27 protein-coding genes and 1 pseudogene are annotated in these 24,906 nt (G+C 52.9%); 25 read left to right on the top strand and 3 right to left on the bottom strand.

Going from position 1 to position 24,906, the window contains the following annotated elements:
* Positions 1-129 precede the first annotated feature (129 nt).
* Positions 130-954 (top strand): MerR family transcriptional regulator, encoded by an 825-nt coding sequence (locus DNH61_RS25575; RefSeq protein WP_111149797.1) that lies wholly within the window; start codon positions 130-132, stop codon positions 952-954.
* Positions 955-1,462: 508 nt separating this feature from the next.
* On the opposite strand, the gene DNH61_RS25570 is transcribed toward DNH61_RS25575, so the two are convergent.
* The gene (locus tag DNH61_RS25570) at positions 1,463-2,269 is read right to left on the bottom strand and encodes a DMT family transporter (protein ID WP_245948333.1); all 807 of its coding nucleotides are present in this window, start codon (positions 2,267-2,269) and stop codon (positions 1,463-1,465) included.
* Positions 2,270-2,342: 73 nt separating this feature from the next.
* On the opposite strand from DNH61_RS25570, the gene DNH61_RS27305 reads away from it, so the two are divergent.
* The 18 genes and pseudogenes from DNH61_RS27305 to DNH61_RS25485 all read left to right on the top strand — a co-directional run bounded on the left by DNH61_RS27305 (position 2,343) and on the right by DNH61_RS25485 (position 16,390).
* Positions 2,343-2,579 (top strand): hypothetical protein, encoded by a 237-nt coding sequence (locus DNH61_RS27305; RefSeq protein ID WP_146241172.1) that lies wholly within the window; start codon positions 2,343-2,345, stop codon positions 2,577-2,579.
* Positions 2,569-2,970: a hypothetical protein gene (locus DNH61_RS27300; RefSeq protein WP_146241170.1), complete on the top strand. Its 402-nt coding sequence runs from the start codon at positions 2,569-2,571 to the stop codon at positions 2,968-2,970. The genes DNH61_RS27305 and DNH61_RS27300 overlap by 11 nt, the downstream gene beginning before the upstream one ends.
* Before the next feature lie 202 nt (positions 2,971-3,172).
* Positions 3,173-4,222: a Delta(5) desaturase DesA gene (gene desA, locus DNH61_RS25555; RefSeq protein ID WP_111149793.1), complete on the top strand. Its 1,050-nt coding sequence runs from the start codon at positions 3,173-3,175 to the stop codon at positions 4,220-4,222.
* A 92-nt stretch (positions 4,223-4,314) separates the two neighbouring features.
* Positions 4,315-5,457 (top strand): sensor histidine kinase, encoded by a 1,143-nt coding sequence (locus DNH61_RS25550; protein ID WP_111149792.1) that lies wholly within the window; start codon positions 4,315-4,317, stop codon positions 5,455-5,457.
* Positions 5,454-6,053, top strand: coding sequence for a response regulator transcription factor (locus DNH61_RS25545; protein WP_111149791.1), 600 nt, complete (start codon positions 5,454-5,456; stop codon positions 6,051-6,053). The genes DNH61_RS25550 and DNH61_RS25545 overlap by 4 nt, the downstream gene beginning before the upstream one ends.
* The gene (locus DNH61_RS25540) at positions 6,050-6,604 is read left to right on the top strand and encodes an SLOG family protein (RefSeq protein WP_111149790.1); all 555 of its coding nucleotides are present in this window, start codon (positions 6,050-6,052) and stop codon (positions 6,602-6,604) included. The genes DNH61_RS25545 and DNH61_RS25540 overlap by 4 nt, the downstream gene beginning before the upstream one ends.
* A gap of 115 nt (positions 6,605-6,719) precedes the next feature.
* Positions 6,720-7,328 (top strand): hypothetical protein, encoded by a 609-nt coding sequence (locus tag DNH61_RS25535; protein ID WP_111149789.1) that lies wholly within the window; start codon positions 6,720-6,722, stop codon positions 7,326-7,328.
* A gap of 101 nt (positions 7,329-7,429) precedes the next feature.
* Positions 7,430-7,642, top strand: coding sequence for a hypothetical protein (locus tag DNH61_RS25530; protein ID WP_111149788.1), 213 nt, complete (start codon positions 7,430-7,432; stop codon positions 7,640-7,642).
* Between the two features lie 56 nt (positions 7,643-7,698).
* A complete protein-coding gene (locus DNH61_RS25525) occupies positions 7,699-8,493 on the top strand; it encodes a PhzF family phenazine biosynthesis protein (protein ID WP_111149813.1) in 795 nt (264 codons plus the stop codon).
* Positions 8,494-8,571: 78 nt separating this feature from the next.
* Positions 8,572-9,093: a YcxB family protein gene (locus DNH61_RS25520; protein WP_181438885.1), complete on the top strand. Its 522-nt coding sequence runs from the start codon at positions 8,572-8,574 to the stop codon at positions 9,091-9,093.
* A gap of 84 nt (positions 9,094-9,177) precedes the next feature.
* Positions 9,178-9,562: pseudogene (locus DNH61_RS25515) on the top strand (FtsX-like permease family protein); the annotation flags it as partial.
* Positions 9,563-9,758: 196 nt separating this feature from the next.
* Complete coding sequence (locus DNH61_RS25510) at positions 9,759-10,718, top strand: GGDEF domain-containing protein (protein WP_181438884.1); 960 nt, start codon at positions 9,759-9,761, stop codon at positions 10,716-10,718.
* A 342-nt stretch (positions 10,719-11,060) separates the two neighbouring features.
* Positions 11,061-11,207, top strand: coding sequence for a hypothetical protein (locus DNH61_RS26585; RefSeq protein WP_181438883.1), 147 nt, complete (start codon positions 11,061-11,063; stop codon positions 11,205-11,207).
* Between the two features lie 137 nt (positions 11,208-11,344).
* On the top strand, positions 11,345-12,466 hold the full coding sequence (locus tag DNH61_RS25505) for a slipin family protein (protein ID WP_111149785.1): 1,122 nt from the start codon (positions 11,345-11,347) through the stop codon (positions 12,464-12,466).
* Positions 12,467-12,685: 219 nt separating this feature from the next.
* Positions 12,686-13,882 (top strand): serine hydrolase domain-containing protein, encoded by a 1,197-nt coding sequence (locus DNH61_RS25500; protein ID WP_111149784.1) that lies wholly within the window; start codon positions 12,686-12,688, stop codon positions 13,880-13,882.
* 190 nt (positions 13,883-14,072) lie between these two features.
* On the top strand, positions 14,073-14,702 hold the full coding sequence (locus tag DNH61_RS25495) for a pectate lyase (protein ID WP_111149812.1): 630 nt from the start codon (positions 14,073-14,075) through the stop codon (positions 14,700-14,702).
* Between the two features lie 285 nt (positions 14,703-14,987).
* A complete protein-coding gene (locus tag DNH61_RS25490; protein ID WP_111149783.1) occupies positions 14,988-15,653 on the top strand; it encodes a pectate lyase in 666 nt (221 codons plus the stop codon).
* 185 nt (positions 15,654-15,838) lie between these two features.
* On the top strand, positions 15,839-16,390 hold the full coding sequence (locus tag DNH61_RS25485; protein WP_111149782.1) for an STM3941 family protein: 552 nt from the start codon (positions 15,839-15,841) through the stop codon (positions 16,388-16,390).
* A 92-nt stretch (positions 16,391-16,482) separates the two neighbouring features.
* Here DNH61_RS25485 and DNH61_RS25480 read toward each other — a convergent pair whose 3' ends face one another.
* Both DNH61_RS25480 and DNH61_RS25475 read right to left on the bottom strand, forming a co-directional pair.
* On the bottom strand, positions 16,483-17,319 hold the full coding sequence (locus DNH61_RS25480) for a WYL domain-containing protein (RefSeq protein WP_111149781.1): 837 nt from the start codon (positions 17,317-17,319) through the stop codon (positions 16,483-16,485).
* Complete coding sequence (locus tag DNH61_RS25475; RefSeq protein WP_111149780.1) at positions 17,306-18,637, bottom strand: helix-turn-helix transcriptional regulator; 1,332 nt, start codon at positions 18,635-18,637, stop codon at positions 17,306-17,308. Before DNH61_RS25475 ends, DNH61_RS25480 begins: the two co-directional genes overlap by 14 nt.
* A 300-nt stretch (positions 18,638-18,937) precedes the next feature.
* On the opposite strand from DNH61_RS25475, the gene DNH61_RS25465 reads away from it, so the two are divergent.
* The 6 genes from DNH61_RS25465 to DNH61_RS25440 all read left to right on the top strand — a co-directional run bounded on the left by DNH61_RS25465 (position 18,938) and on the right by DNH61_RS25440 (position 24,414).
* Complete coding sequence (locus DNH61_RS25465; protein WP_425452322.1) at positions 18,938-19,747, top strand: nucleotidyltransferase domain-containing protein; 810 nt, start codon at positions 18,938-18,940, stop codon at positions 19,745-19,747.
* 106 nt (positions 19,748-19,853) lie between these two features.
* Positions 19,854-20,234, top strand: coding sequence for a GntR family transcriptional regulator (locus tag DNH61_RS25460; protein WP_111149777.1), 381 nt, complete (start codon positions 19,854-19,856; stop codon positions 20,232-20,234).
* Entirely contained in the window at positions 20,231-20,914 is a 684-nt protein-coding gene (locus tag DNH61_RS25455; protein ID WP_111149776.1) for an ABC transporter ATP-binding protein, read from the top strand. The genes DNH61_RS25460 and DNH61_RS25455 overlap by 4 nt, the downstream gene beginning before the upstream one ends.
* Entirely contained in the window at positions 20,911-21,669 is a 759-nt protein-coding gene (locus tag DNH61_RS25450; protein ID WP_111149775.1) for a hypothetical protein, read from the top strand. The genes DNH61_RS25455 and DNH61_RS25450 overlap by 4 nt, the downstream gene beginning before the upstream one ends.
* Before the next feature lie 266 nt (positions 21,670-21,935).
* Complete coding sequence (locus DNH61_RS25445) at positions 21,936-22,823, top strand: ABC transporter ATP-binding protein (RefSeq protein ID WP_111149774.1); 888 nt, start codon at positions 21,936-21,938, stop codon at positions 22,821-22,823.
* A complete protein-coding gene (locus DNH61_RS25440; protein ID WP_111149773.1) occupies positions 22,816-24,414 on the top strand; it encodes an ABC transporter permease in 1,599 nt (532 codons plus the stop codon). Before DNH61_RS25445 ends, DNH61_RS25440 begins: the two co-directional genes overlap by 8 nt.
* The last annotated feature ends 492 nt before the right edge of the window (positions 24,415-24,906 follow it).

The following is a 24,906-nucleotide window of genomic DNA, read 5'->3' as shown; positions in this document are numbered from 1 at the left end:
CATTTCCCAGGTAATAAAATGCCGGCCAGCCCTGCACAAAATACTTGAAATAGACCGTTGACTCTCCTGCAAGGGGAGCAATTATGATGAATACAGAAATCAAATGTGCGCACAGGAGATTTTAAAACCATGTATAAAATTGGCGTATTCTCACAGATGAACAAGGTCACGGTCAAGACGCTCAGGCACTACGATGAGATTGGACTGCTGAAGCCGGCCTATGTGGAACAATCGACAGGCTACCGCTACTACTGCGCGGACCAGCTGCAGCGGCTCCATACCATACTCGGGCTTAAGCAGATCGGGTTCTCCCTGCCGGAGATCAGCTATTGGCTGAGCAGCGAAGGAATGGGCGAGGAGCAGATGCGGCGTGCATTGGCGGACAAGAAGGCTCAGGTTACAGCATTCATCGCCGAGGAGCAGGGGAAGCTGCGGCTCATTGAACACCAGCTGCAGCGATTAAACAAGGAGGTGTCTTCTATGGCACATGTTATTGTCAAAGCTTTGCCGGAAGTAATCGTCGCTTCCATGCGGACTACGATCAAGGACAGCTCGGCTTATTTTGCTATCTTTCCTGAGATGGGAGCGAGCATGGAGAAGCAGAACGTGAAATGTGCGGTTCCTGCATACTGCTTCACGCTGTACCACGATGGCGAGTACAAGGAGCAGGATATCGACGTCGAAATTTGCGAAGCCGTCACAGAATTCGGGACAGACACAGATACCTTAACCTTCAAGCGGATTGATGCTGTGGATACGGCGGCTTGTCTGCTGCACAAGGGTCCCTATACGACGATTGGCCGGTCGTACGCCGATATTATGAAATGGATTGCGGATAATGGCTACGAGATATGCGGACTGCCGAGAGAATCGTATATCGACGGGATCTGGAATAAATCCGATCCGGAAGAGTGGCTGACGGAAATCCAGCTTCCGGTCGCAGCCAGGCGCTAGTCCTAAAGCTAATGTTCAACTGGTCAGCGGGCTGCGTCTGGTAAGGTAAGCAGTAGTAGAGGCGCCGAACTAAGGCGCCAGACTGTAAGGGACTATCCGTTTACCAGGCAGGAGTGTACGCACGATAAAAGAAACAGGCGTAAATACCTCGTTGCTGCACGGCTAACGAACCTGATACACGCTAAACTCGTAAATTCGAAGCTTTCTCAAATGTAAAGAACCTGAGACACCTTATTAGGCGATTTTCGTCAAATTACCTGAATTATTAGGGCATTAACGACGCTCAGATTCGTTACAGTACAGCATCGGCGTATTCGAGGCAAATAGCGACTGTCAGATTCGTTAGAGAAAATTCAAGGCTGATCTTCCATTTGTCTGGAACTATTGTTTTATAGATTGAAGGAGGGGCGTCCTTAAGTCGTTATGACTTATGGGACAGCCCCTTAATTTTACGCCCAGCGGCAAAAAGTCATCGTGAAATTCATCCCTCGTAGATCTGTCTCACCCTCTACCGGCTGCTGTGGGTTTCCCTCACCGCTTTCTCTCTGCTAAGACTTGCCCCGATCACCCCCGTGATGACCAGCGCTGCACCGGTGTAGTGATAGGCACGAAGCTCTTCACCGAGGATTACCGCCCCCGCGATAATCGTGATGATCGTGGACAGGTTATTGAACACGCTCATTCGGGAGGCAGTCATAATGGACAAGGCATAGTGGGACAGCAGGGAGGACACCAGGGAAGACATCACCCCAAGATACAGCAGGGCCCCCAGATAGGCGGGATGAGTGAATGGTTCCACATACTGATGAATTGTGCCACCCGCTGCATGGCGGGCGACGGCCATCAGGTTGAAGGCGATGCATCCGGTCAGACTCATGTAAAAGGTCAGCTGCAGCAGCGGAAGCCGCTGTGTGAGCCTTCTGGCAAGCACGCTGTAGGCGGCTGAAGACAGAGCGGACAGCAGGATCAGCAGAATACCGGATAAGCTTGCCGCTTCGAACTGCACGCCCTTCAGGACGAAGATCGATACGATCCCTGTCACCGTCAGCAGGGTGAACAGCTTCTGGAGCCAGGTGGACTTCTCCTTCAGGAAGCTGGCGGCAAGCAGCATGGTGAAGATCGGAACGGTGGCATGAATAATTCCGGCTTCCGATGATGTGGTGTAAACAAGGCCAAAGGTTTGGAAGGAAAAGAATAAAAATGGGTAAAATAAGGCCATTGGCATAATGGCGAGCAGATCTTTCCGCCCAAGAGCAGGCCGCTGCCCGGCCGCAATCAGGGCGATGAAGGCGGCAGCCAAGGCAGAGCGTAACATTGTCATGACCTCAGGGGTTTAGCAGGCGCTTGCCGTACTGGCATTGATGCCATTCCCCGGGAGCGGGGAGACGGTGCTGATTGAGCAGCCCGGCTACCATCTGTTCATCGAGCATCTGCTGACGCATGGAGTGCCGGCTCGCGGCATCACACGGACCGCAGAAGGCGTGGATATGGACGAGCTGGAGCGGCTGTTTCGCAGCGGTACGATCAAGTTCTTCTATACCATGCCCCGCCTTCACAATCCGTTAGGAATCTCTTATACCAAGGAGCAGAAGAAGCGGGATCGTCGACTTAGCCGTGAAGTATAACGTGTATGTGGTTGAGGATGATTATATGGCGGATCTGGATGAGGACCGGAAGTCGGACCCGCTGTTTGCGTACGGCCATAGTGGAAAGATTATTTATCTTAAGAGCTTCTCGAAGATAATTTTTCCGGGACTGCGTGTGGGTGCTGCTGTGGTTCCGGATTCTCTGGTGGAGACGTTCTGCCGCTATAAGCGGACCTTGGATATTGATACATCTATGCTGTCACAGGGGGCGCTGGATACTGGACAAAAGGATTTCACTGTCGCGCGTGCTGAGCCGGCTGCGGAAGCATTCGGTGCTGGTGGAAGGGATAGACAAGCACTATCTGCCGGGGTTTCCCCAGTCCGCCATGCTGAAGCTGAATGTGACAAACGCACATTTATCAGATATTGAGGCCGGTATCGGGCTTCTTGGCGATGCCCTTCTTGAGAGGTAACAGCACCCGATAAGTCCAAGCGGTATGACATTTGTCATACTTTGAGCCAGACGTTTATGACTTACTGTCTAGTGGGTACATTTTCTATAATGAAGATAGGAAAATGTAATGGACGTAAGAGGGCGATACGCTCGCGTCATCATGAGGAGGTAAACAACGATGAGCCAATCCGGCATCAAACAGTTGAAGAACAATGTCGCGCCCTATGAGCAAACCGATATCAAAACAAGCATCTGGCAGATGATTAATACGATTGGGCCGCTGCTGCTGCTTTGGTACGGCGCATACCTTAGTTTATCCGTATCCTACTGGATTACCCTGCCCTTAACCATACTTGCGGCGGGCTTTGTTGTCCGCACATTCATCATTTTTCACGACTGCTGCCATCAGTCCTTCTTCAAGAGCCGCAAGGCTAATGATATCGTCGGCACCATTACGGGTGTACTGACACATGTCCCTTACGCGCAGTGGAAGCACAGCCACTCCGTTCACCACGCAACGAGCAGCAATCTCGATAAGCGGGGTATCGGAGATATCTGGATGCTGACGGTTGATGAGTATCTCCAGCTGTCGCCGATGCACAGACTGGGCTACCGTTTGTACCGGAACCCGCTTGTTATGTTCGGACTTGGCCCGATCTTTGTATTCCTGCTGCAGTACCGCTTTAACCGCCGGGGAGCAAGACGCAAGGAGAAAATCAATACGTATATAACGAATATTTCCATCGCTGTGCTCTACGCACTGTTGATCTGGGCGATCGGATGGCAGTCATTCCTGCTGGTCCAGGGGCCGGTCTTCTTCTTATCCGGTATGCTGGGAATCTGGCTGTTCTATGTTCAGCACACGTTCGAGGAATCGTACTATGAGAATGAGGATGAGTGGAGCTACGTGAAAGCGGCTGTTGAAGGCAGCTCTTACTATAAGCTTCCGAAGCTGCTGCAGTGGTTAAGCGGCAACATTGGCTTCCACCATGTGCATCATTTGAGTCCACGGGTGCCGAACTACAATTTGGAAAAAGCGCATGAAGCTACGCCTCCGCTGCAGAAGGCGACGACGGTTACACTGGCTACAAGCCTGAAGTCGCTCAAATTCAAGCTGTGGGATGAAGATAAGAAGAATTTTGTCACCTTCAAGGATATCAAGCCGCTGCTCCGCCAGGGCGGACAGGCGGCCAAATCGATTAGCGTGAAGAAGCCAAGGCTCCATTAGGTTTAAGAGGACGGCCCGTGTTTGCTCACGGGCCGTCCTTCCGCTACAATTAGGCGTAGATTAATGACGTTAAGAGTAAAGGATGAACAGCCATGCAGAAGTGGCATCATATTTTTCATAAAAGCACGGGCCTAAGCCCTTATGTCTGGGTTGTATTCTTCATTCTGCCCTTCTACTTCATCTTCCGCTCTTCTTCCACACCAGAGATCGTAATCGGCATCGTGATGATTACGGTCTTCTTTATTTGCTATGTGCTGTCGTTTATAACACGCGGGTGGGTGATGTATTTCTGGACGAGTGTGCAGATCGCCATTTCGCTTACGATGACGCTTCTGTTCGGGTATGTCTACTTCGCACTGTTCCTGGCCTTCTTCATTGGTAATATTCAGCATCGGGTCGGTTTCTTCGTTTTGTATACCGTTCATTTGGTGACCACGGTCGTGACAGTCAATATCGGTTTTGTGACACGGGACCCGGTGTATATCCAGCAGCTGCCCTTCGTGCTGATCAGTCTGGTCGGAGTTATCCTGCTGCCGGTAACAACCTATAACCGCAACAAACAGGATAAGCTGCAGGGTGAGCTGGAGAACGCGAACAAGCGGATCACCGAGCTCGTGAAACTGGAGGAGCGTCAGCGCATCGCGCGCGACCTGCATGATACGCTGGGCCAGAAGCTGTCGCTGATCGGTCTGAAGAGTGATCTGGCCGGCAAGCTGATGACGAAGGACCCGGAGCAGGCGCAGCAGGAGATGTCGGATATTCGGCAGACAGCGCGCGGCGCACTCAAGGAAGTGCGGGAGATGGTTACCAAGATGCGCGGCACCAGGCTTGAGGATGAGCTGTTTCGCATCGAACAGATTCTGGACGCCGCTGAGATTGAATTTGTGCTCAAGGGTGACCCGAAGCAGCTTAACACCTCCTTGATGGCCGAGAATGTAGTCAGCATGGCGATGAAGGAAGCCGTTACGAATGTCGTCAAGCATAGCGGGGCAACGGTTTGCACCGTAGTTATTGAACCTGCGGCAACGGAGCTGGTTGTGCTGGTCAAGGATGACGGCGTCGGGATTGAGGACCGGCCGAAGGACCGGGTCGGCAATGGGCTGCAGGGCATGCGGGAGCGGCTGGAGTTCGTGAACGGCAGTCTGGATATTACATCGGAGGACGGGACCACACTGATCTTGCGCGTACCAAGTATGGTTCAACAGCCGGGCAAGGAGAAGGAGGCGGAAGCATGATACGGATCGTAATAGCGGAAGATCAGCGGCTGCTGCTTGGCGCCCTCGCCTCGCTGCTTGATCTTGAGGAAGATATGCAGGTAGTAGGGCGGGCAGGCAACGGGGAGGAAGCGCTTAAGCTGGTCCGCGAGCATCAGCCGGATGTCTGTGTCATGGACATCGAGATGCCCTTGAAGAGCGGGCTGGAGGCAGCCGAGGAACTGAAGGGCACCGGCTGTAAAATGATTATCCTGACGACGTTTGCGAGATCCGGATATTTTGGCCGTGCGCTGAAGGCCGGCGTGAACGGCTACCTCCTGAAGGACAGCCCGAGCGAGGAGCTTGCGGATTCAATCCGGGCTGTTATGGCTGGCAAGCGGATCTATGCGCCGGAGCTTGTCGATGAGGCGTATGGCGAGGCCAATCCGTTGACCGACCGTGAGCAGGAGGTGCTTGAACTGATGGCAGACGGCAGGAGCACGAAGGAAATTGCCGGGGAGCTTCAGATCACCACCGGAACGGTGCGCAATTATATATCGGTTATTCTCGACAAGCTTGGCGTCAGCAGCCGGATCGAAGCCATTCTTCGTTCGCGTGAGAAAGGCTGGATCAAATGAAGAATCTGCTGGTTACCGGGTACCGGGCGCATGAGCTGCAGATTTTCAACCAGAAGCATCCGGGCATCCCCTTCATCCAAAAGGCGATCCGGGACCGGCTGGTGCCGCTGATCGAGGATGGACTGGAGTGGATGATTACACCCGGCAGCTACGGGGTGGACCTGTGGGCCTGTGAGCTGGGAATTGAGCTGAAGCAGGAGTATCCGCAGTTCAAAATATCAATCCTGGCCGCTTATGCGAAGCCGGAAGAGAAGTGGAAGGAAGAACGCCAGGACTATTACCGGACGATCCTGAAGGGGATCGACTACTATGGCGAGGTCAGCAGCCAGCCCTACAGCGGCGGCTGGCAGCTGAAGGCCCGGGATGATATGCTGCTTCGCAAGACGGACGGCATGCTGCTGTTCTATGATGAGGATGCGGGCGAGGGCAGCCCGCGGTTCTACCGGGAGCGGGCGCTGAAGCGCCAGCAGCAGGACGGCTATCCGATCATCACCATCACAGCTGAGGATGTCCAGATGGTAGCGGATGAGGCTACTATGCGGTTTGAATGAACGAAGAATCGGATACACGATTGTCCCTGCAGCTTGCAGCGGTCAATCGTTTTTTTGTGTGTAACCCGAATGACCATTTCCTCGTCCTTGCTATAAGAAGGGCGGGAGGAGACTGATGTTGAATCTGCGGAGCAAGAAGTCTGTCATCATCATTCTGCTGGGCACTCTGGCGGTGTGCAGCCTGGTGTACCTGTGGAATGTGCTGTTTATTGTGGCGAATACGGAGTACTACAAGGCGGAAGACAAGCCGCTGAACAACCGGGGAGAGCGGCTTACGGCGGTCATGAAGCTGGATTTGCAGACATTGGAGGAGATCGCCTGGATTCACGGGGCTTTCAACGACCGGTTAGGTTATGGGAGATGGGCTCATTTCTCAGGTGAAGGCAAGGCACCGTATTGGGAGGAGATTAAGTCGACAGGCCTTCTCAATCCCGATAAATATGACAAGCTCGCTCAGCAGCTGACCGGTCTGGATGGCGCAGAGACTGATATGTCCAGGCTGAAGGAGCTGGCGATTATAGCGGACGGCAAGCAGGATGCCGATGCGCTCAGATATATGCACCGGATCATACATGACCTGGATTACTGGGTCTGTGCTGACGAGGGCCGGGGTGAGTTCTGGGGAGCAACCGAATCGTTCAACGGCGGAGACCAGTACAAGGACGGTATACAGCGCATAGTGCGTTACATAGAGGAAAATGCAGGCCCGTCGGCTTTGGAATAGGGTTAAACGCAACAAACCTTCAAAAATGCAGGAAACCGCAAGATAGCCGTTTTGGCGGCGGAACGCCGATAATATAGGCTTTGAAAGGAGGAACCACTTAGATGAAGATCATATTCGAGGCAGATTCGGGCATGGAACGGAAGGTCGCCAGGGTGACAACGAATCCAGCCGAAGAGCAGTGGGCCCATATCCGCAAAGCCATCAGCGGCACGGAGAAGAAGATCAAGGCCATCAATGCATCTAATGACCGGCAAGTCCAGATTCATCATTCCTTGGTGGCCGGGCATGCTGCTGCTGTCGGTGGTCCTGCATGACAAGGTGATAGGAAAGCAGGTATCATAGTTAGATCCTATCCATTGGAGTGATGAATGTGACGTTGCCCATTTATGTTGTCGATGCTTTTACGGCTCAGCCCTTTAAGGGAAATCCCGCCGGGGTATGCTTGACCGCAGAGCCGCTGACGGATGAATTCATGCAGGACATTGCAGCGGAAATGAATCTCTCGGAGACAGCCTTTCTGTATCCGGAGCAGGACGGGTTTTCCCTTCGCTGGTTCACACCCACGGCCGAGGTTAAGCTGTGCGGCCATGCGACGCTGGCGAGCGCACACATGCTGTGGGAGAGGCAGGTGCTTGGTGCCGGGCAGCGGGCGAACTTTTATACGAAGAGCGGTCTGCTTACAGCCGTTCAGAAGAAGGATTGGATTGAGCTTAATTTCCCGGCTGAGCCTGTTAGCAAAACCGAATATCCTGCAGAGCTTCTGGAAGCGCTGAAGCTGAAGGACCCGGTGTTCGTCGGGCGCAACCGGTTTGATTATCTCATTGAAGTACATTCGGAAGAGGAGGTCCGCGGCCTGAATCCGGATTTCTCCCTGCTTCACACCATTCCGACAAGAGGAGTTCTCGTAACAAGCCGTGCTGACCATTATGACTTCATCTCAAGATGCTTCTTCCCGGCCGTTGGCGTTAATGAAGACCCGGTAACCGGCTCAGCGTACTGCGCTCTTGCTCCGTATTGGAGTGAGCGGCTAGGCAGGACCGGGATGCATGCTTACCAAGCCTCTGCACGGGGCGGGGAGCTGAAGCTTGAGCTGCAGCAGGACCGCGTGCTGATGGCAGGTCAGGCGGTCACCGTTATGAAGAATGAGCTGTTGGTGGAGAATTAACCTAATTCCAGCAGGTACTGGTCCCGGGTGTGTCGAATCCTTGCAGACATACTTGAACAAAGGAGCATGAACCTGTACATGAACAACGTAGAATTAAGCTTTACAACGAGTTACGAGGATTATTACCGGTTGAATTTGTGGCACGGCAGGTTTGGCCGGATGGTTGCGATGGTGTTCTATTTCTTACTGTTCCTGGGTGCTGTAGTCTATCAGACTGGTTCAGTGGAAGCGTTGTTGGAGCCTTTTGTAATCGGAGCGGGCCTGCTGCTAATTCTCGTGCTTTATGGCTTTTTCCTGCTCAGCCTGAAATGGCGGAGCCGGAGGGTTTATAATTCGGATAAGCTCTTGCAGCAGGAGCAGCATTTCGTCTTCACGAATGAACATATTGCGTTTACGAATGCCACGGGTACAGGAAGCATGGCTTGGGATGATGTATATAAGGCAGTGGAGACGAAGAGCCATTTCTTGATCTATATGGGGAAAATGCGCTCGCTGATCATTCCGAAGGCTTCCATGAGCTCGGAGGCTGATATTTCCGCTTTGCGGCAGCTGATCGCCTCAAAGCTTGGCTCTGGCAAGCATAAGCTTCGCGGAGCGTAAGGCATTCCGCTCAGGACCCTGACAGCAGCATACATGAGGACAAGGCAGCCCGCAGCGGCTGCCTTTTTTTGCCGCTCGGCTATCATTATGTTTATTATCTGTGCTGTCATACTCTCCTTCGGAGCGATCTATACGATATCTTCTATAAACATCTATGAGAGGAATCGTGAGCTGCAACAATTCAGGTATTAGGCTATCAGAAAAACAAAATTTATAAGCTAGTCGTTGTTGAGAATATGATCTTAACCACGCTTGCGGTAATGGCAGCCTTACCCATAAGCGGCTATTTCTTTATGATGATCGTAAAGGCACTGTCCGGCTCTCATCAGCAAATTCCTGATGAAACCAATGTATTAGTCATTGCGGTATCCGTTATGCTCACCTATTTACTTACCATTCTCTCCAGCTTACTGCTCAAAAGGAAAGTTTCCCGGATAATATGACCGAGGCGTTGAAATCTATTGAATGAAAGATAGTATTTACCAGATGAATTTGAATTTACATCATTCTCACGGTAGACTAAAATGAATTGTCATGGCATCCGCATACCAATTGAGGAGATTACAATGTTAAAGGATCTGTTCGTGCATCTATGTATCATGATTTCCTTCATGTTTATCGGTGGAGCATTATTCAAAAATAATCAAGTTTCTGGAAATCTCCAGATGAAGATAGCTTTAGGTTTAACAGCGGGCTTACTGGGTTCCATTCTTATGTTCTTTGGGATCGAGCTTAATGATGGTATCCGGCTGGATCTGCGTTATATGGTCTTGATTCTGTCTGTACTGCACGGGGGGATGCTCTCGCTATTTATTACGGGGACCGTGTTAATTCTAACCCGGTTAGCGTTTTTTCCATTTGCCTCTTCTTCTATTGTTGGCGTATTGATCATTGCAAGCTCCGTAATCGCCTATGTCATCATAACGCGTTCCAAGAGATCTCACCTTCAGAAATGGGTATGGATGAACGTCTTTGGCTTCCTGGTTAATGTAATCCCTCTGCGGCTTTACATCAAGGGCTATGATCTGCTGGTTATCATTGTTGAATACGGATTGGTAACCGTGCCGGCTGGCTTCCTGGTCTATATTGCAGCCCATTACATTGCGGAGTCGAACCGGAACCATCAATTGATGAAGGAACAGCTTAAGCGTGATTTTCTTACAGGATTGAGCAACAGCAGGCATTTTCACACCATGTTTCAAGGCTATCTGGAAAAAGCAATCCGCAACAATCATCCGGTCAGCTTCCTGATGATTGATATCGACCATTTTAAGACCATTAACGATACGTATGGCCACCCAGCGGGGGATGCCGTACTGCAGCGGCTGGGAAAATTCCTTATTGAATCTTCCCGGACCGAGGATCTGGTATCCAGGATGGGCGGGGAAGAATTCTCGGCCCTGCTGTGGAATACTTCGTATGAGCAAGCCACTGCTATAGCTGAGCGGTGGAGAAGCCAAATTACCCATATCAGTATTCCTATGCCTTCTGGCGAAGACATTACGATAACCGTGTCGATTGGCGTGTCCTCCTCTCCGCCTCATAAGGAAGCAGTCATACTGCTGGAAGAAGCAGACAAGGCGTTATACCGGGCGAAGCAGCAGGGCAGGAACAGGGTTTGTTAGGGTATATATCAGCGGCCGACCAGGACTATTCTACAGCCTGGTCAGGCCGCTGTTTTGTTGTCTCTTATTTGCATGTCGTAATACTTTCGCCATGTTCGCGCGGGTGAATCTGCATTAAGATCAATCTTGCATGAGAAATGCCGGGCCGTCATCCGGGTAGCGCAGACTTCCTGAGGTCTCGCAGTGCGGCGCACGATGTGCGTCCGTATGCTGGAGCGGCCGCAGATATTTGGGGTTCGATTCCCCAAATCGTATGGGACGATTCTTTGGTAGAGCTGTCCGGTGCAAACCGGACTAAACAACAACTAACGGCTTGATACCGGATGCCTCAGTGGCTTGTACATGCACACTGGAGCGGCGCCGAGCAATCCGTGGATACCGCTTCGGGTATATGCTGGGTATGCGGCTGTTCAAGATCCGGGTACCGGCCAGCCTGTATGCAGGGGTGTGGACGTGATCCGGGGAGAAGCAGCAGGCAGGGCCCGCTGATCCCGAAGCTCAAACAGGATTCCGCAGCCGCTGAATCTCTTCAACAGGGTTGAAGCCAAGATTCTTCATCCAGGAGAATTCCGGTTCAGGCAACGCAGATTGTGCAGCTATAACGGCTGCTTAAGGAGGATACATAGATGTTTAACAAAGTGATGATTCGTGATGGTGAGCGAGGGCTGCTGTTCAGAAGAGGAAGCTATAATAAGCTGCTTGGACAAGGTGTTCACAGGCTTATGCCTTTTGCCGAGGAGAAGGTAGCCGTGCTGGATATTGCGAAGCCGTTCGTGGTAGAAGACATGGACCTGCGCCTGTTCCTGCAGGACGCAGAACTGCTCGAAGCGCTGGAAGTGGTGCAGGTCGCCGACCATGAGCTGGTGCTTCATTACGAGAACGGCACGTTCGCAGGTGTGCTGCGTGCTGGAACTCATGCCTTCTGGAGGCTGCTGAACAAGCACCGGTTCGACCGGGTGGATATCCGCGAGCCGAAGGTTCCGGAGCATGTAGACCGGGCCGTACTTCCCAAGCTGGTCAGCTGGCTGCAGGTGTTTCATGTTGCAAGTCATGAGACGGGCATTCTTTACTATAACCACGTTATGCAGGCGGAGCTTGCTCCGGGATCCTACTACTTCTGGAAAGGGCCAACTTCGGTGGCGGTCAAGACGATTGACCTGCGCAGGCAGCAGCTTGACATGATCGGCCAGGAAATCATGACCGAGGACAAGGTGGCGCTGCGCCTGAACTTTGTCAGCCAATACCGGATTACAGACCCGCTGCGCTCCCTGGAGACCAAGTCGCTGGATGATCAGCTCTACATCCAGCTGCAGCTGGTTCTGCGTGAATATGTGGGAACGCTGAAGCTGGATGACCTGCTGCGAATGAAGCAGGAGGTGGCGGGATTCGTGCTTGCGCGCATGCAGGAGCAGGGGAAGCAGTACGGGGTGGAGTTTCTGTCCGCGGGTGTGAAGGACATTGTGCTGCCGGGCGAGGTGAGGGACATATTGAATACGGTTCTGCTGGCCGAGAAGAAGGCGCAGGCGACCATTATCACCCGGCGGGAGGAGACGGCATCCACACGGAGCCTCCTGAATACGGCCAAGCTGATGGATGATAATCAGACACTCTACCGCCTGAAGGAGCTGGAGTTTCTGGAGAAGATCTGCGAGAAGATCGGGCATATCTCGCTCTCCGGCGGGGGCAATCTGCTCGAGCAGCTGAACTCGCTGCTTGCCGCGGGAACAGCGGACCGGCAGAAGGGATAGCATGAGAGAATACAAAACGAACCGTTTCTCCGTTAGCGCAGCGGCGCATGCGGGGGAACGGTTTTTTTTGCATCTCAAATAGGCTCAGTTCCGCATCCTTACCGCTTTGCTGGACTTTAGTCGGGAGCCGGGCTGGCCTCTGGTAAGAAGACACATTCTGCTCAAGTGATACAATATGCAGCAGAACGCTGGCCGCAGAGGCGATAGGGAGTGACAATTGTGAAGGGGAAACGCAAGGGGCGTGTGTGGAGATGGCTGGGTATTGTGACGGGTTCGCTAATCGCAGTATTGGCGGGAGCCCTGATCTATTTTGTGGACTGGTCGAGTCCGAACAATCTGGAGGATTACATGGCGGCGAAGCTGGACAGGGCGCGCATTCCGGGAATGGCTGCCGTTATCATCAAGGATAACCACATTGAGAGAAAACTGCACTATGGATATGCGGATAAGGAGGCGGGCGTCAAGGTAGATGAGGATACGATTTTCCAGATTGCATCGGTGTCCAAGACTGTTACGGCGGCAGCTGTTATGAAGCTGGAGGAGCAGGGAGTCATGAAGCTGGATGATGCCATTAATGACTACCTGCCTGAGCCCATTCTGCATCCGGTATATCCGGAGACGCCGATTACCTTCCGCATGCTGCTGAGTCACACCTCAGGGATTAAGGATAACCAGGAGGTTTACAAGAGCCTGTACACTATTCATGAGGGCGGTGGCGATTCTCCGGTTACGCTCGAGCAGCTGGTGCGTGAATATTTCCGGCAGGACGGCAGGTGGTATGATGCGGAGCAGAATTTTACGCCGGATGAGCCGGGGACTGCATTTGCTTACAGTAATGTCGGCTACGGTCTGCTTGGCTATCTGATTGAACAGCTTGCGGGCATGAGCTTTGACCAGTATACGCAGAAGCAGATTTTTGAGCCGCTTGGGATGGAGGACACTTACTGGTTCCACTCCCGGATGGATACTGGCAGGCTGGCTGTGCCCTATGAAGACGGCAAGCCGCTCCCCGCGTATTCCTTCGCAACGTACCCGGACGGCGCCCTGAAGACTACGCCTGAGGATTATGCCAAGTTCATGATCAGCATGATGCCGAAGGAAGGGGATAGCGGGACAATTCTGCTGCAGAGGGATACGCTGGGGAGAATGCTGGAGCCTGCCGCACATAATGGCAAACAGGCGATGGGGTGGAGCTACTCCGTCCTGGACGGGTTGATGCTCAAGAGCTTAAACAATGGCCGCATTGTAGGGCATGGCGGATCCGATCCGGGTGTGTTCACCTTGGTCCTCTTTGACCCTGACAAACATAATGGAGTGATTATTTTTATGAACCAGAATGTTAATCTCCAGCCTCGTGTATTGAACGTTTATATGGCGGTAAAACGGCTTGTCAGCGAGGCTTTCCCAGCCGCCTGATGAAGATATGATGAAGTGATTATTCCGTTTATGTGACAAATTTGTTACATTGGAAGCGGATACAAGAAGGGGTGCACCCGGTATCCGGGAAGTTGAAGGAGCGGCCGCATGCTTCAGCTATCCAGCCATCATAACGGAAAAGGATGTGTATTGAGTGAAACGCTTCGTATCTCTGGCATTATTCGCCGCGATGTTCGTATCGGTTGCTCCAGTCCAACAGGCTCATGCTGCAACTGTCGTTAACAGCACCATTGTAGTGCCCGCAGGTACGGTCTATGATGGGAGAGGCCAAACCTTTGTTGCCAATCCAAGCACACTTGGTGACGGCAGTCAGGCAGAAGGCCAGAAGCCGATTTTCCGTCTGGAAGCGGGCGCTACCCTGCAGAATCTGACGATCGGTGCGCCTGGTGCCGATGGCGTTCACTGCTATGGCAGCTGTAATGTAACGAATGTGACTTGGGCGGATGTGGGTGAGGATGCGCTGACACTTAAGAAGTCTGGCACAGTGAACATTACAGGCGGTGCCGCCTACAAGGCATACGATAAGGTGTTCCAGATGAATGCCGCGGGCACGATTAACATCCGCAACTTTAGAGCCGATGATATCGGCAAGCTTGTACGCCAGAATGGCGGCACATCCTATAAGGTCGTCATGACGGTGGACAGCTCGAATATTTCGAACGTGAAGGATTCAATCCTGCGTACGGACAGCAGCCAGTCCACTGGCCGGATTACGAATACACGCTATTCCAGGGTGCCGACACTGTTCAAGGGCTTTGCTTCGGGCAATACCAGCCAATCCGGCAACACGCAGTATTAAGCCTTTAGCAGCCAGACATTTTGATACAAGATTACTAATACAGCAGCCTCGAACCACGCTTTGTGGTTTGGGGCTTTTTGTGCAGACAGACAGAGTGCCGATAAGAGGATAACATGTATGTTATTCGATTAATTAATGGGTTATTCCATTTATGGAATGAATATGCTAGGATGGTCAGTAGATATTGGAGCTGGATGCATACGGCCCCATATTCAGAAGAGGCAGGGATTAGCGGCCGAAGATGCCCCGCACTCAACTATTAATCCTGGCAAAGGTGTGTGTATAATGCGACGTTTTGTATCCCTTGTATTGTTTGCTGCTCTGGTTGTAACGTTGGCTCCGGTGACGCCTGCTCATGCTGCCACGGTTGTCAATTCCACGATTGTGGTTCCCAAAGGTCAAGTTTATGACGGCAAGGGTCAAACCTTTACCGCTAACCCCAAGACACTTGGAGACGGCAGCCAAGCCGAAGGGCAGAAGCCTGTTTTCCGTCTTGAGGCTGGAGCAACACTGAAGAATGTGATCATTGGCACTCCTGCAGCGGATGGCGTTCACTGTTATGGCAGCTGCAATATTGAGAATGTAACCTGGTCGGATGTAGGCGAGGACGCTCTTACGCTGAAGAAGTCCGGTACGGTAAATATTACAGGCGGCGCGGCCTACAAGGCTTACGATAAGGTGTTCCAAATCAACGCAGCCGGCACCATCAATATTAAGAATTTCCGCGCGGATGATATCGGCAAGCTGGTGCGCCAGCTCGGCGGCTCCACATACAAGGTTGTTATGACCGTCGATAACTGCAACATCTCGAATGTAAAAGATGCGATCCTTCGCACAGATGGCAAAGACTCGACCGGTAAAATCACGAACACCCGCTATTCGAAGGTGAAGACATTGTTCAAGGGCTTCGCATCCGGCAAGACCAGCCAGTCTGGCAACACGCAATATTAATCAGCAGATGAAAGACTAATGGTTCGATCATGTAGAGGTCCCTGCTCCAGGCAGCCGGCAAGCGGTTGCGGAGCAGGGATTTTTTTTAGCAGAATTTTAATTTACAGCAGCAGCGGGGTCATCTAATGTATTTCATGTAGTTTTTACATAATGAGAATCTATATGCATAAGGAGTGACTGCACGGATGATGAACCAACAGGAGAAAGAGATTGTTGAATACCCTTCGACGCGAAAGCTGCTGATGCTGTTGCTTGGCTCACTGGTATTTGTAGCAATGGGTTTGCTGCTGATGATGGTTGGACTGTCGGAGGAAGACGGATCACTGGGCATGACGCTGGTGGGCATCGTGACACTGGCCTTCTTCGGTGCCTGCCTGCTTTATTTTGTATACCGCCTCTTCAACAGGAAGCCTTCGCTTATCATTAATGATGAGTGGATTGAGGACAATTCGTCCTACACAGCCGGCGGCAGGATCAAGTGGGAGGACATTCGGGAGATCGCGCTCTACGAGATGATGGGCCAGAGATTCCTTGGTATCAAGCTGCATGACGAGGACGCTTATCTGCAGAGACAGAGCGGCTTCAAGAAGTGGCTGATGAAGGTCAACAGCGGTATGGTGCAGGCACCAGTCAATATTCCGCAAAATGGTATCAAGATGAAGCTCGAAGCGCTTCATGACATTATGGCCGTGAAGCTGGAGCAGGCAGCGGCCCGTTCGCGGGACCGTCTGGAATAACGGTATCCCGCCCGGGATGCCGTCCATCTAGTGGATAAGAGGGGGCAGTCCAGTCGTTATGACTTATGGACAGCCCCTTTTTTGTCATATCATTACACACTCTGCTCTGTGTCCGCGTCTGCATCCGGCCCGGTGATGCCATAGCGGGCGAGTGCCTTGGCGGCTGTCTCGCGCATGCGGGTCTGCAGGTGAGTATTCTGCACGACCCGTACCCGCTTCCCGAGGAAGCGGATTTTGAGCAGCACGTATTCGCTCTCATCGGCAAGGTAGCTTATGCGAATCTGGTAGGTATCGCTGGATTCTTCATACGCAACAGACTTGTCAAAGCAGGAGAAGGCATAGAGAATCCGTGACAGCTCGTTGTTGAACTCGGGCACTACCTCAATGACGGCCTGCCGCCTGCGTGAGTCCAGCAGCTTGCGAACCGTCGCAGCGTAGGTTTCTGCCTGTTCTGCCTCAAGGGGAATACCGGAAACGGAAATGATGTTATCCAGCTTCGTCGCCATGAAGGAGCGGGGACGAAATCGGTACCACAGCAGGTACCACTCCCGCTTCACCATGGAATACTCCAGCTTGTACGGATAACCGCGCTGCTCCTCATGAAGGGAGCCGTCCTTAATCCGATAGCTGATGCGGATGCCCTGACCACTGCGAATAAGGCTCCGCAGCTGGCGAATGAACGGATGATAGACCTGCTTCTCCATGCTGCCCGCCTTCTCTTGAAGCATGCCGGACAGCTGAGGGGCATCAGAACCGCTGAGCAGCAGCCGGAGCTTCTTCAGGGTGTCTGGCGTGAAGGCATCGGCTGCCGTAGGATGCTGCAGCATCGTCTTCAGCCAGCTCCGCTCGTGGGTGGTAACCGGAACAATACCGTTCTCCTGAAGGCGTGACAGAATGCCATAGTTAAAAATTTTCTCAAACAGGCTCATAACCGCGCTGAATCTCCTTCCATTCCGCAATAAACTCACGCCTGAGCTGGGCTGGTTCAAGCACCTCACAGCTGGAGCCGAAGCTGCGCAGCCAGGGCTTGATTTCGTATGGGCCGTTCACCGTGATCTCGTACAGGAACGAGTCCTCCCCCTCCTCCGTAATGACACCCCACTGTCCCTGCTGCTGCACTCTCTCCTTGACGAAGTTGGGCTGGTTCGGCGGTACCTCCGGATTATAGAACCTGGCCTTCACGAGCACCTGCCTGCCGGTATCTACCAGCCAGCTGTTGGCCGTCGCAGCCTCCAGCTCGGCGAGATGCTTGCTGAACCGCTCTTCCTCCACTGGCTCTCCAAGTACAAGATCGGTCAGACCCTCCATACGGAAAATCATAATGCCCTGCCTCGTGTTATGGCCCAGCAGGTACCATCTGCCATATTGATGGTCATAGACGACACGCAGAGGGAGGATGCGTTCGGACAAGCCCTTGGCTTTGCGCTCGAACAGCGGGTTCGTGTTGCGGGACGCATAACTGCGTCGGGACTTGGGCGAGAAGTAGATGAAGCTTACCGTTCTCCGCTCGGCAATGGCCCCGAACAGCGGATACAGATGCGCTTCATCGAGAATTCGCGAGTGATAGTGATATTTGTAGAGAAAGGGCTCAGTTGCATCGCGTCCGGTCTGATGCTGCTTCAGAACACTCTTCAAGCTGTCGCGGAGCAGGTAGCCCTGCACCGAGGGAAGCTGTGTATTGGCCATGCAATCCACATAATCGTAGAGCTCCTGCAGCTCTTCGGCGGACAGCTCCCTGATCAGGTCGTCATGCAGCTGGTAGCGGGCCGGACGGCCGCTGTTCACCTTGCGGATGACGCCGACCTCCTCCAGATATTTCAGATCGGAACGGATGGTCTTCTCATCAGGCATTGCCGCATCGGCTGGGAGTCCGCTGCAGCAGCTGTCCAGCAGCTCTGCCGCAGTCATGGATCTGCCGTTCAGCTCGCCGAGCAGCAGTGACAGACGGTCAATCTCGGTCTCCTTCAACGACTTGGCGCGGAACAGGAACATCAGCATGGGATCACTGGTTTCATAGTGGTTATAGCGGAGCATGCCGCCAAGCTCCCTGTCGGGGTCTTCGCCCGGTGTCCCGGCTGCCGAATCATGTACGGAGGACGCGATTTCCTTCAGCTTCCGCAGTGTCTTGTCGAAGGTATGTACAGATATGCCGAGGCGCTCAGCGAACTGCTGCCGGCTGTAGGCCCCGGTTGTCAGCGCAAGCATGCGCAGGAATTGAATCTCTTTGTCGAAGCTTTCTTTCGCCATTTCTAGGTTCGCACGCCCTTTTCCGGAAATAAAAGGTTACTGTCTCTAGTGTAGCATGAAAAGCATGGCTGTGGATGAACGGGTTATGTCTGGGCGGCTTGGGGGACAATGCTGGATAATAAGAGCGGCAGCGCCGGCGGACCGGAATAATCTTGGGTGCTGCTTTCGTAATACTTTCACCATGTTCGGCAGGGCTGCAATGAGCGAAGATAGAAGCACCGCTGAACAAACACAGCGCATAATAATCTACATATATAGGTATCGGCTGCAGGACGAGCCTGCTGAAGGAGGATGAACAATATGCCGCACATAGAAAAGCCGGAAAACTTTCATACGATTATCCAACAAGAGCTCAGGCGAATCGAGGAAGAGGAGCGGGTGCGCATTCTGTATGCCTGCGAATCAGGCAGCCGGGCATGGGGTTTCCCGTCGCAGGACAGCGATTATGATGTGCGCTTCTTATACATCCGTCCGGTTGAATGGTATCTGTCCATCTTCGACAAGCGGGATGTCATTGAGAAGCCGGTCAGCGGCATGCTGGATATCAACGGCTGGGACCTGCGCAAGGCACTGAATCTGTTCCGCAAATCCAATCCGCCGCTGCTCGAATGGCTGCAGTCGCCAATTATTTACGAAGAGAACTACCGGACCGCTGGCCTTATACGGGCAATCTCCCCGCTCACGTTCTCGCCGAAATCCTGCATGTACCATTACTTGCACATGGCGAGAGGGAATTTCCGGGACTACCTTCAGGGCGAGCGCGTGAGAGCGAAGAAGTACTTTTATGTGATCAGGCCGCTGCTGGCCTGCTGCTGGATTGAGCAGTTCAACGATATGCCGCCAATGTCCTTCGATGTTCTGGTGGAGCAGCTGGTTCCGGAACGGAGTGGGCTGAGGGATGAAATCGATGCGCTGCTTGTGCGCAAGAAGGCAGGAGAAGAGCTCGATGACGGGCCACGGCTGCCGTATATCCATCAATTTATAGAGGAGAAAATCCAGCATTTTGAGCAGGCGGCAGCGCAGCTTCCCGCAGGGCAGCCTGTGCAGGATGAACAGTTGGACGAGCTGTTCCGGGAAACGCTCAGGGAAGCGTGGGCAGTAGATGTCTAGAAAATTCCACCAAGGCAAGGGAAATCCCCCTTGCTTTTCCTTTTGTCACAGTGTACTATGTGTCTAGAACACTAAGTCAACCATACGATGGAGAAGGGAGATATCCATGACGCATTCGTTTCAGCACTCACAGCCCATATACACCCAGATCATGGATATATTCTTCCAGCGTATATGCAGAGGGGAGCTCGGGCCAGGCGACAAGCTGCCCTCGGTTCGAGACGCGGCGGTTGAAGTCGGCGTTAACCCGAATACAATTCAACGCTCTTATATGGAGATGGAAAGGCAGGGAGTAGTGGAGACTAGAAGAGGGCAGGGGACCTTCGTGACCATGGATATCGAGCTGCTGGAGCGTCTGCGGCAGGAGCTCGCCCGGAACCAGATCGCCCTCTTCCTCGAAAGCATGCAGCAGCTCGGCTACTCCCCGCACGATATTATGAGCATGATAGGCAGCAGCATGCAGGCGAAGGAGGATACCAAATCTTGAGCTTAATTACATTTGAGCAGGTCCGTTATAAGAAGGTGCTCCACGATTTGAGTTTCTCTGTGCCGCATGCCGGCATTATCGGACTAATTGGAGCAAACGGCAGCGGCAAGTCCACTCTGCTGCATCTGGCAGCCGGTCTGATTCGTCCGGCGCAGGGACGTATCTGCATGAACGGTGAGCCGGTAGGACGGCAGACCAGAGAGAAGGTTGCCTTCTCGCCGGAACGTGAATGGCTGTATCCGTTCTTCAGTGTCCGACAATCTCTGCAGCTGGCTGCGCAGCTGCATCCTGACTTTCAGCCTGAGAAGGCGGAAGCGCTGACGAGCCGTTTCAAGCTGGAGGCGGATAAGGAAGTCAGGCACCTGTCCAAGGGCAACAGGGCGAGACTGCAGGCCATTCTGACACTGAGCAGGTCAGCGCCGCTGCTGATTATGGATGAGCCGCTGTCCGGGCTGGACCCGGTTACAAGGGAACATCTGCTGGACATGATGGCGGAGCATACGGAGCTTGAGAAGCAGTCCATTATTGTATCGACTCACGAAGTGGCGGAGATTGAGCTGTACCTGGACCATCTGCTCTTCATGCAGGACGGAAGAATGCTCGTAACGGCGAATGTGGAGGACCTCCGCGAGACTAAAGGCATGAGTGTACTGGATGTTATGAGGGAGGCACTGCTGTGAAAGCTTACCGGTCTTTATTACACAAGGATATACGCCAATCCCGATTCGCCTTCCTCCTGTCCTTCTCGATGCTGATGTTCCTGCAGCTGGGCTGCTTCGTGCTTGCGCATGGCGTAGAACCGGGTCTTGCAACCGTTCTGTCGATCTTTGGTACCTACCTGAGTGCTTTCTTGATGCCTGTGCTGTTCCTGCAGTCGCTCCAGGCTGAATGGAAGAGTCACACGGTCTATTACTGGATGAATTCACCTGGCTCCGGATATCCGGTCCTGCTCGCGAAGCTGACTGCCGCAGCCGCGATGACGGTGCTGATCATGGGGGCATGCTCGGCCGCGACGCTTGGCATCTACACCTATGAAGCACATGTTATCGACGGGCTCTCCGGCATTTCGCAGTCCATGAAGCCGCTGCTTGCGCAGGCTTACCGGATGGATGCTGTCCTGCTGCTGTACGCCGTTATGTTCAGCCTGGGCCTGGGATTTGTCTTCCTCGCGGGAAAATCGGTGCGTTATGGCTCCCTGCCGGCATTCGCAGCCCTGTGCGCTGTTCTTGCGGTCAGCATCGGCTCCATGCTAGGTGGCTGGCTCGAATGGCTGCCATTCCGGCTGCCGCTCGGAATCAGCCTGGCGAATGAAAGTCTGGCAGTGGAGTATGCCACTTACTCACTCGGTGGAATTATCCTTCTGCTGATTCTCTCGGCAGCTCTGCTGCTTGTTAACAATTGGCTGCTTAAGGAAAAAGCGCAAGTCACGAACTGAATGGCCGGGCCGCCGGTTGACCATCATCCGGCGGTCCGGGCAAGCAGTCATCATCATAAACGATGAACCACACAACATCCACATCAGTCCCGCACTCCATGCTGCCGGCTTCCCCTAGAAGCGCAGCATACCCGTACGAAACGACCACACCTTTGATTGATCATACACATTTCTACAGGCAATACGAACCATTTGCACGCATAGATGCTTCTGGAGCTTCACGGTTCTGCGGAACCGTTTATTTTGGAGAGGAGAATGATCGAGAGATGGAGCTGGCAATCAATCAGGTGAGCAAGCAGTACAAGGGCAACTTCTGGGCATTGAAGGACTTCAATCTGCAGCTGAGGCCAGGTGTACTTGGACTGCTGGGGGAGAACGGGGCGGGCAAATCGACACTGATGCGGATTATATCCACAATTACGGACCCCACGAGCGGGACGGTACAGTGGAACGGGGAGGATATCTCCAAGAAGCCTAACGAGCTCCGCAGGGTTCTCGGTTATTTGCCGCAGGATTTCGGTGTCTACCCCAACCTGAACGCGGTAGAGTTCCTGGAATATATCGCGGCAATTAAAGGAATCAGCAAGCGGACGGCCAAGAAGCGGATTGATGAGCTTCTGCAGCTCGTCAACCTGACCCATGCCCGCAAACGGGCAATCGGGGGCTTCTCCGGCGGGATGAGGCAGCGCGTCGGCATCGCCCAGGCACTGCTCAATGACCCGCAGATCCTGATCGTTGATGAACCGACGGTTGGCCTGGACCCGATCGAACGTGTCCGCTTCCGGAACCTGCTGTCCGATCTCTCAGGTGAGCGGATCATCATTTTCTCCACGCATATCGTCTCTGATGTGGAAGCGACAGCCGGCAGCATTGCGATCATATCGAAGGGCAAGCTGATGCATCACTCGGACCCGGACGCCCTGCTTCAGACGGTGGAGGGCAAGGTGTGGGAGGTTATTGTCTCGGACCAGGATGTTCAGGCGATGCGCAAGCAGTGGATCATCAGCGGCACCATTCGCAGCAGTAAAGGGCTGCAGGTCAGAATCGTGTCGGATATGAAGCCCGCTCCAGATGCGAGGCTGACTACACCGGCAATGGAGGACGCATACCTGTACTGTATTTCCGACAGCCGGGGAGGAAGCCGGAATGACTAGCTTTCGCTCCCTCTACCACATCGTCCGGGCGGATTTTTATGAACGGGCACGCAGCTACGGGTTTCTGGTAACCATTGTTCTGACCATTCTGGCGGCTTACTTCTTCGTGCCGTTCACAGATGCCAAGTACGGCGTGGTCATGATCAACGAGCATCGCGGAGTTTACAATTCAGCCTGGATCGGCGCCACGGTCGTCATGTCAACGGTGACGATTCTCAGCCTGATTGGCTTCGCGCTGGTGAAGAACGCCATTGACCGCGACCGGATGACGCGGGTGGGCCAGATCATCGCCACAACGCCGATCAGCAAGTTCGGCTATCTGTTCGGCAAGTTTGTGAGCAATTTTATCGTGCTGGCTATTATCGTGCTTATCGCATTCCTGGTATCGATCGCCATGCAGCTGATCCGCAACGAGGATACGACGATTCAGCTGTTGGATCTGCTGCTGCCGTTCGTCCTGGTTGCTCTTCCGGTCATGGCGCTGGTGGCAGCACTGGCCGTGCTGTTCGAATCCACCCGTTTCCTCAGCGGCGGCGCCGGCATTATCGTCTACTTCTTCCTCTGGTCTCAGGTTTTCCTGAACTATGGAGTAACCGTACAGCTGGGCAATCTGGCCCTCAGCAGTCCCATGGGGCTGGAGGTATTCTATGACAGCATGATCGATACCTTCCGTGAGCAGAAGAATGTAACAGGCCCGGTGGAACGGGCTGACGGCATCATTGAGCTGGACCGTCCGCTGGAAACCTTCGTCTGGGGCGGCGTGGACTGGACATCGGAGATTGTAGCCGGCCGTCTGGCCTGGGTGGTAATCGCGCTGGCAGTCGTGCTGCTGGCGGCACTGGTATTCAGAGGCTTCGACAAGGTGATGACCAGGGAATCGTTCGACCTCTTCAGCATCTTCAGAAGGAAGAAGAAGGGCGGCAAGGACGAGGGCTGGGAATCCAGCGGCGGCTTGTCAGCTAAAGCCTTATCCGGGATATCGCTGCAGTTCAGCTTCCTCAATTTGCTCCGGTATGAGCTCTGGCTTATGCTGAAAGGACAGAAGTGGTGGTGGTATCTGGTCGCGATTGTGTTCATTGCAGGCGATCTGCTGCTGCCGCTGGATATGGTCAGGAGCATGCTCGGCCCGCTCACCTGGGTATGGCCGATTCTGATCTGGTCCTCCATGGGTGTCAGGGAGCTTCGCTTCAATACACGTGATATCGTATTTTCCAGCATGCACCCGCTTGAGCGCCAAATTCCGGCGACCTGGTGTGCGGGCTTCATCATTGCGCTGCTTACGGGAATCGGATTTGGTTTGAAGCTGCTGCTTGAAGGCGATCTGGGCGGATTGTTCGCCTGGTTCGTAGGGGCCATGTTCATCCCTTCACTTGCACTGGCTTTAGGTATATGGACGCGGACGAATAAAACCTTTGAAGTGGTGCTATTGGTCATCATGTTCGTAGGTGTAATGAACCAGCTGCAAGTATTCGACTTTATGGGCAGTATGGCTTCATCACCGGAAAAAGGCATGCCGTTTATCTATTTAATTATTACGGTAGTGCTGCTGGCGGCAGCAATAATTGGCAGACGCAATCAACTGCAGCGCTAACGGCATCAAGCGTTACACCATTTGAATGGGAAAAAAATTCGATCATCCAAACCATACAGATGTCGGTTTGTGAAAAAGGCGGAAGCCGGTATCGGACATGAGTCATGTCCGATATCGGCTTTTTCTGTTATTTTGTCATTTTTAGAAGTTCAGGAAGAAGTCTGGAAAATAAGGCTGAGAGACTATCCCTTTCATATGAGATATCCGATATATTTTTACAAGTATGATGATTACTGAATGTGAGAAATTAATGAAAAAACAACATGGGATTTATTTTATATTAATATTTTTCTTTATTAATTATTAATACAATTAGACAATTGTTTTAACAAAACTGTGAAAAGATTATTATACAACCTCATAACAACCCCATAAAACAACCTCAGAGTAAACGCAGCATGAATCTGTCCGATCCCATCCGAACATAGATCCGATGCTGTTTTTTTGTGCGTCGGCTCTCACATAACTGTTTCTTTTTAGAGGAGGAACCAG

The organism is Paenibacillus sambharensis (genome assembly GCF_003233845.1).
Classification (GTDB): domain Bacteria; phylum Bacillota; class Bacilli; order Paenibacillales; family Paenibacillaceae; genus Paenibacillus_I; species Paenibacillus_I sambharensis.
The sequence above is the reverse complement of the archived record's forward strand: the minus strand, read 5'-3'. Positions and strand labels throughout refer to the sequence as shown.

Excerpts from the sequence above, each read along its gene's own strand:
- DNH61_RS25445 (WP_111149774.1), top strand. The coding sequence starts at position 21,936 with ATGGAGCTGGCAATCAATCAGGTGAGCAAGCAGTACAAGGGCAACTTC.
- DNH61_RS25505 (WP_111149785.1), top strand. The coding sequence starts at position 11,345 with ATGTTTAACAAAGTGATGATTCGTGATGGTGAGCGAGGGCTGCTGTTC.
- DNH61_RS25545 (WP_111149791.1), top strand. The coding sequence starts at position 5,454 with ATGATACGGATCGTAATAGCGGAAGATCAGCGGCTGCTGCTTGGCGCC.
- DNH61_RS25475 (WP_111149780.1), bottom strand. The coding sequence starts at position 18,637 with ATGGCGAAAGAAAGCTTCGACAAAGAGATTCAATTCCTGCGCATGCTT.
- DNH61_RS25540 (WP_111149790.1), top strand. The coding sequence starts at position 6,050 with ATGAAGAATCTGCTGGTTACCGGGTACCGGGCGCATGAGCTGCAGATT.
- DNH61_RS25440 (WP_111149773.1), top strand. The coding sequence starts at position 22,816 with ATGACTAGCTTTCGCTCCCTCTACCACATCGTCCGGGCGGATTTTTAT.
- DNH61_RS25535 (WP_111149789.1), top strand. The coding sequence starts at position 6,720 with ATGTTGAATCTGCGGAGCAAGAAGTCTGTCATCATCATTCTGCTGGGC.
- DNH61_RS26585 (WP_181438883.1), top strand. The coding sequence starts at position 11,061 with ATGCACACTGGAGCGGCGCCGAGCAATCCGTGGATACCGCTTCGGGTA.
- desA (WP_111149793.1), top strand. The coding sequence starts at position 3,173 with ATGAGCCAATCCGGCATCAAACAGTTGAAGAACAATGTCGCGCCCTAT.
- DNH61_RS25550 (WP_111149792.1), top strand. The coding sequence starts at position 4,315 with ATGCAGAAGTGGCATCATATTTTTCATAAAAGCACGGGCCTAAGCCCT.
- DNH61_RS25570 (WP_245948333.1), bottom strand. The coding sequence starts at position 2,269 with ATGTTACGCTCTGCCTTGGCTGCCGCCTTCATCGCCCTGATTGCGGCC.
- DNH61_RS25530 (WP_111149788.1), top strand. The coding sequence starts at position 7,430 with ATGAAGATCATATTCGAGGCAGATTCGGGCATGGAACGGAAGGTCGCC.
- DNH61_RS25495 (WP_111149812.1), top strand. The coding sequence starts at position 14,073 with ATGTTCGTATCGGTTGCTCCAGTCCAACAGGCTCATGCTGCAACTGTC.
- DNH61_RS25465 (WP_425452322.1), top strand. The coding sequence starts at position 18,938 with ATGCCGCACATAGAAAAGCCGGAAAACTTTCATACGATTATCCAACAA.
- DNH61_RS25485 (WP_111149782.1), top strand. The coding sequence starts at position 15,839 with ATGATGAACCAACAGGAGAAAGAGATTGTTGAATACCCTTCGACGCGA.
- DNH61_RS25480 (WP_111149781.1), bottom strand. The coding sequence starts at position 17,319 with ATGAGCCTGTTTGAGAAAATTTTTAACTATGGCATTCTGTCACGCCTT.
- DNH61_RS25490 (WP_111149783.1), top strand. The coding sequence starts at position 14,988 with ATGCGACGTTTTGTATCCCTTGTATTGTTTGCTGCTCTGGTTGTAACG.
- DNH61_RS25520 (WP_181438885.1), top strand. The coding sequence starts at position 8,572 with ATGAACAACGTAGAATTAAGCTTTACAACGAGTTACGAGGATTATTAC.
- DNH61_RS25460 (WP_111149777.1), top strand. The coding sequence starts at position 19,854 with ATGACGCATTCGTTTCAGCACTCACAGCCCATATACACCCAGATCATG.
- DNH61_RS25510 (WP_181438884.1), top strand. The coding sequence starts at position 9,759 with ATGAAGATAGCTTTAGGTTTAACAGCGGGCTTACTGGGTTCCATTCTT.
- DNH61_RS25575 (WP_111149797.1), top strand. The coding sequence starts at position 130 with ATGTATAAAATTGGCGTATTCTCACAGATGAACAAGGTCACGGTCAAG.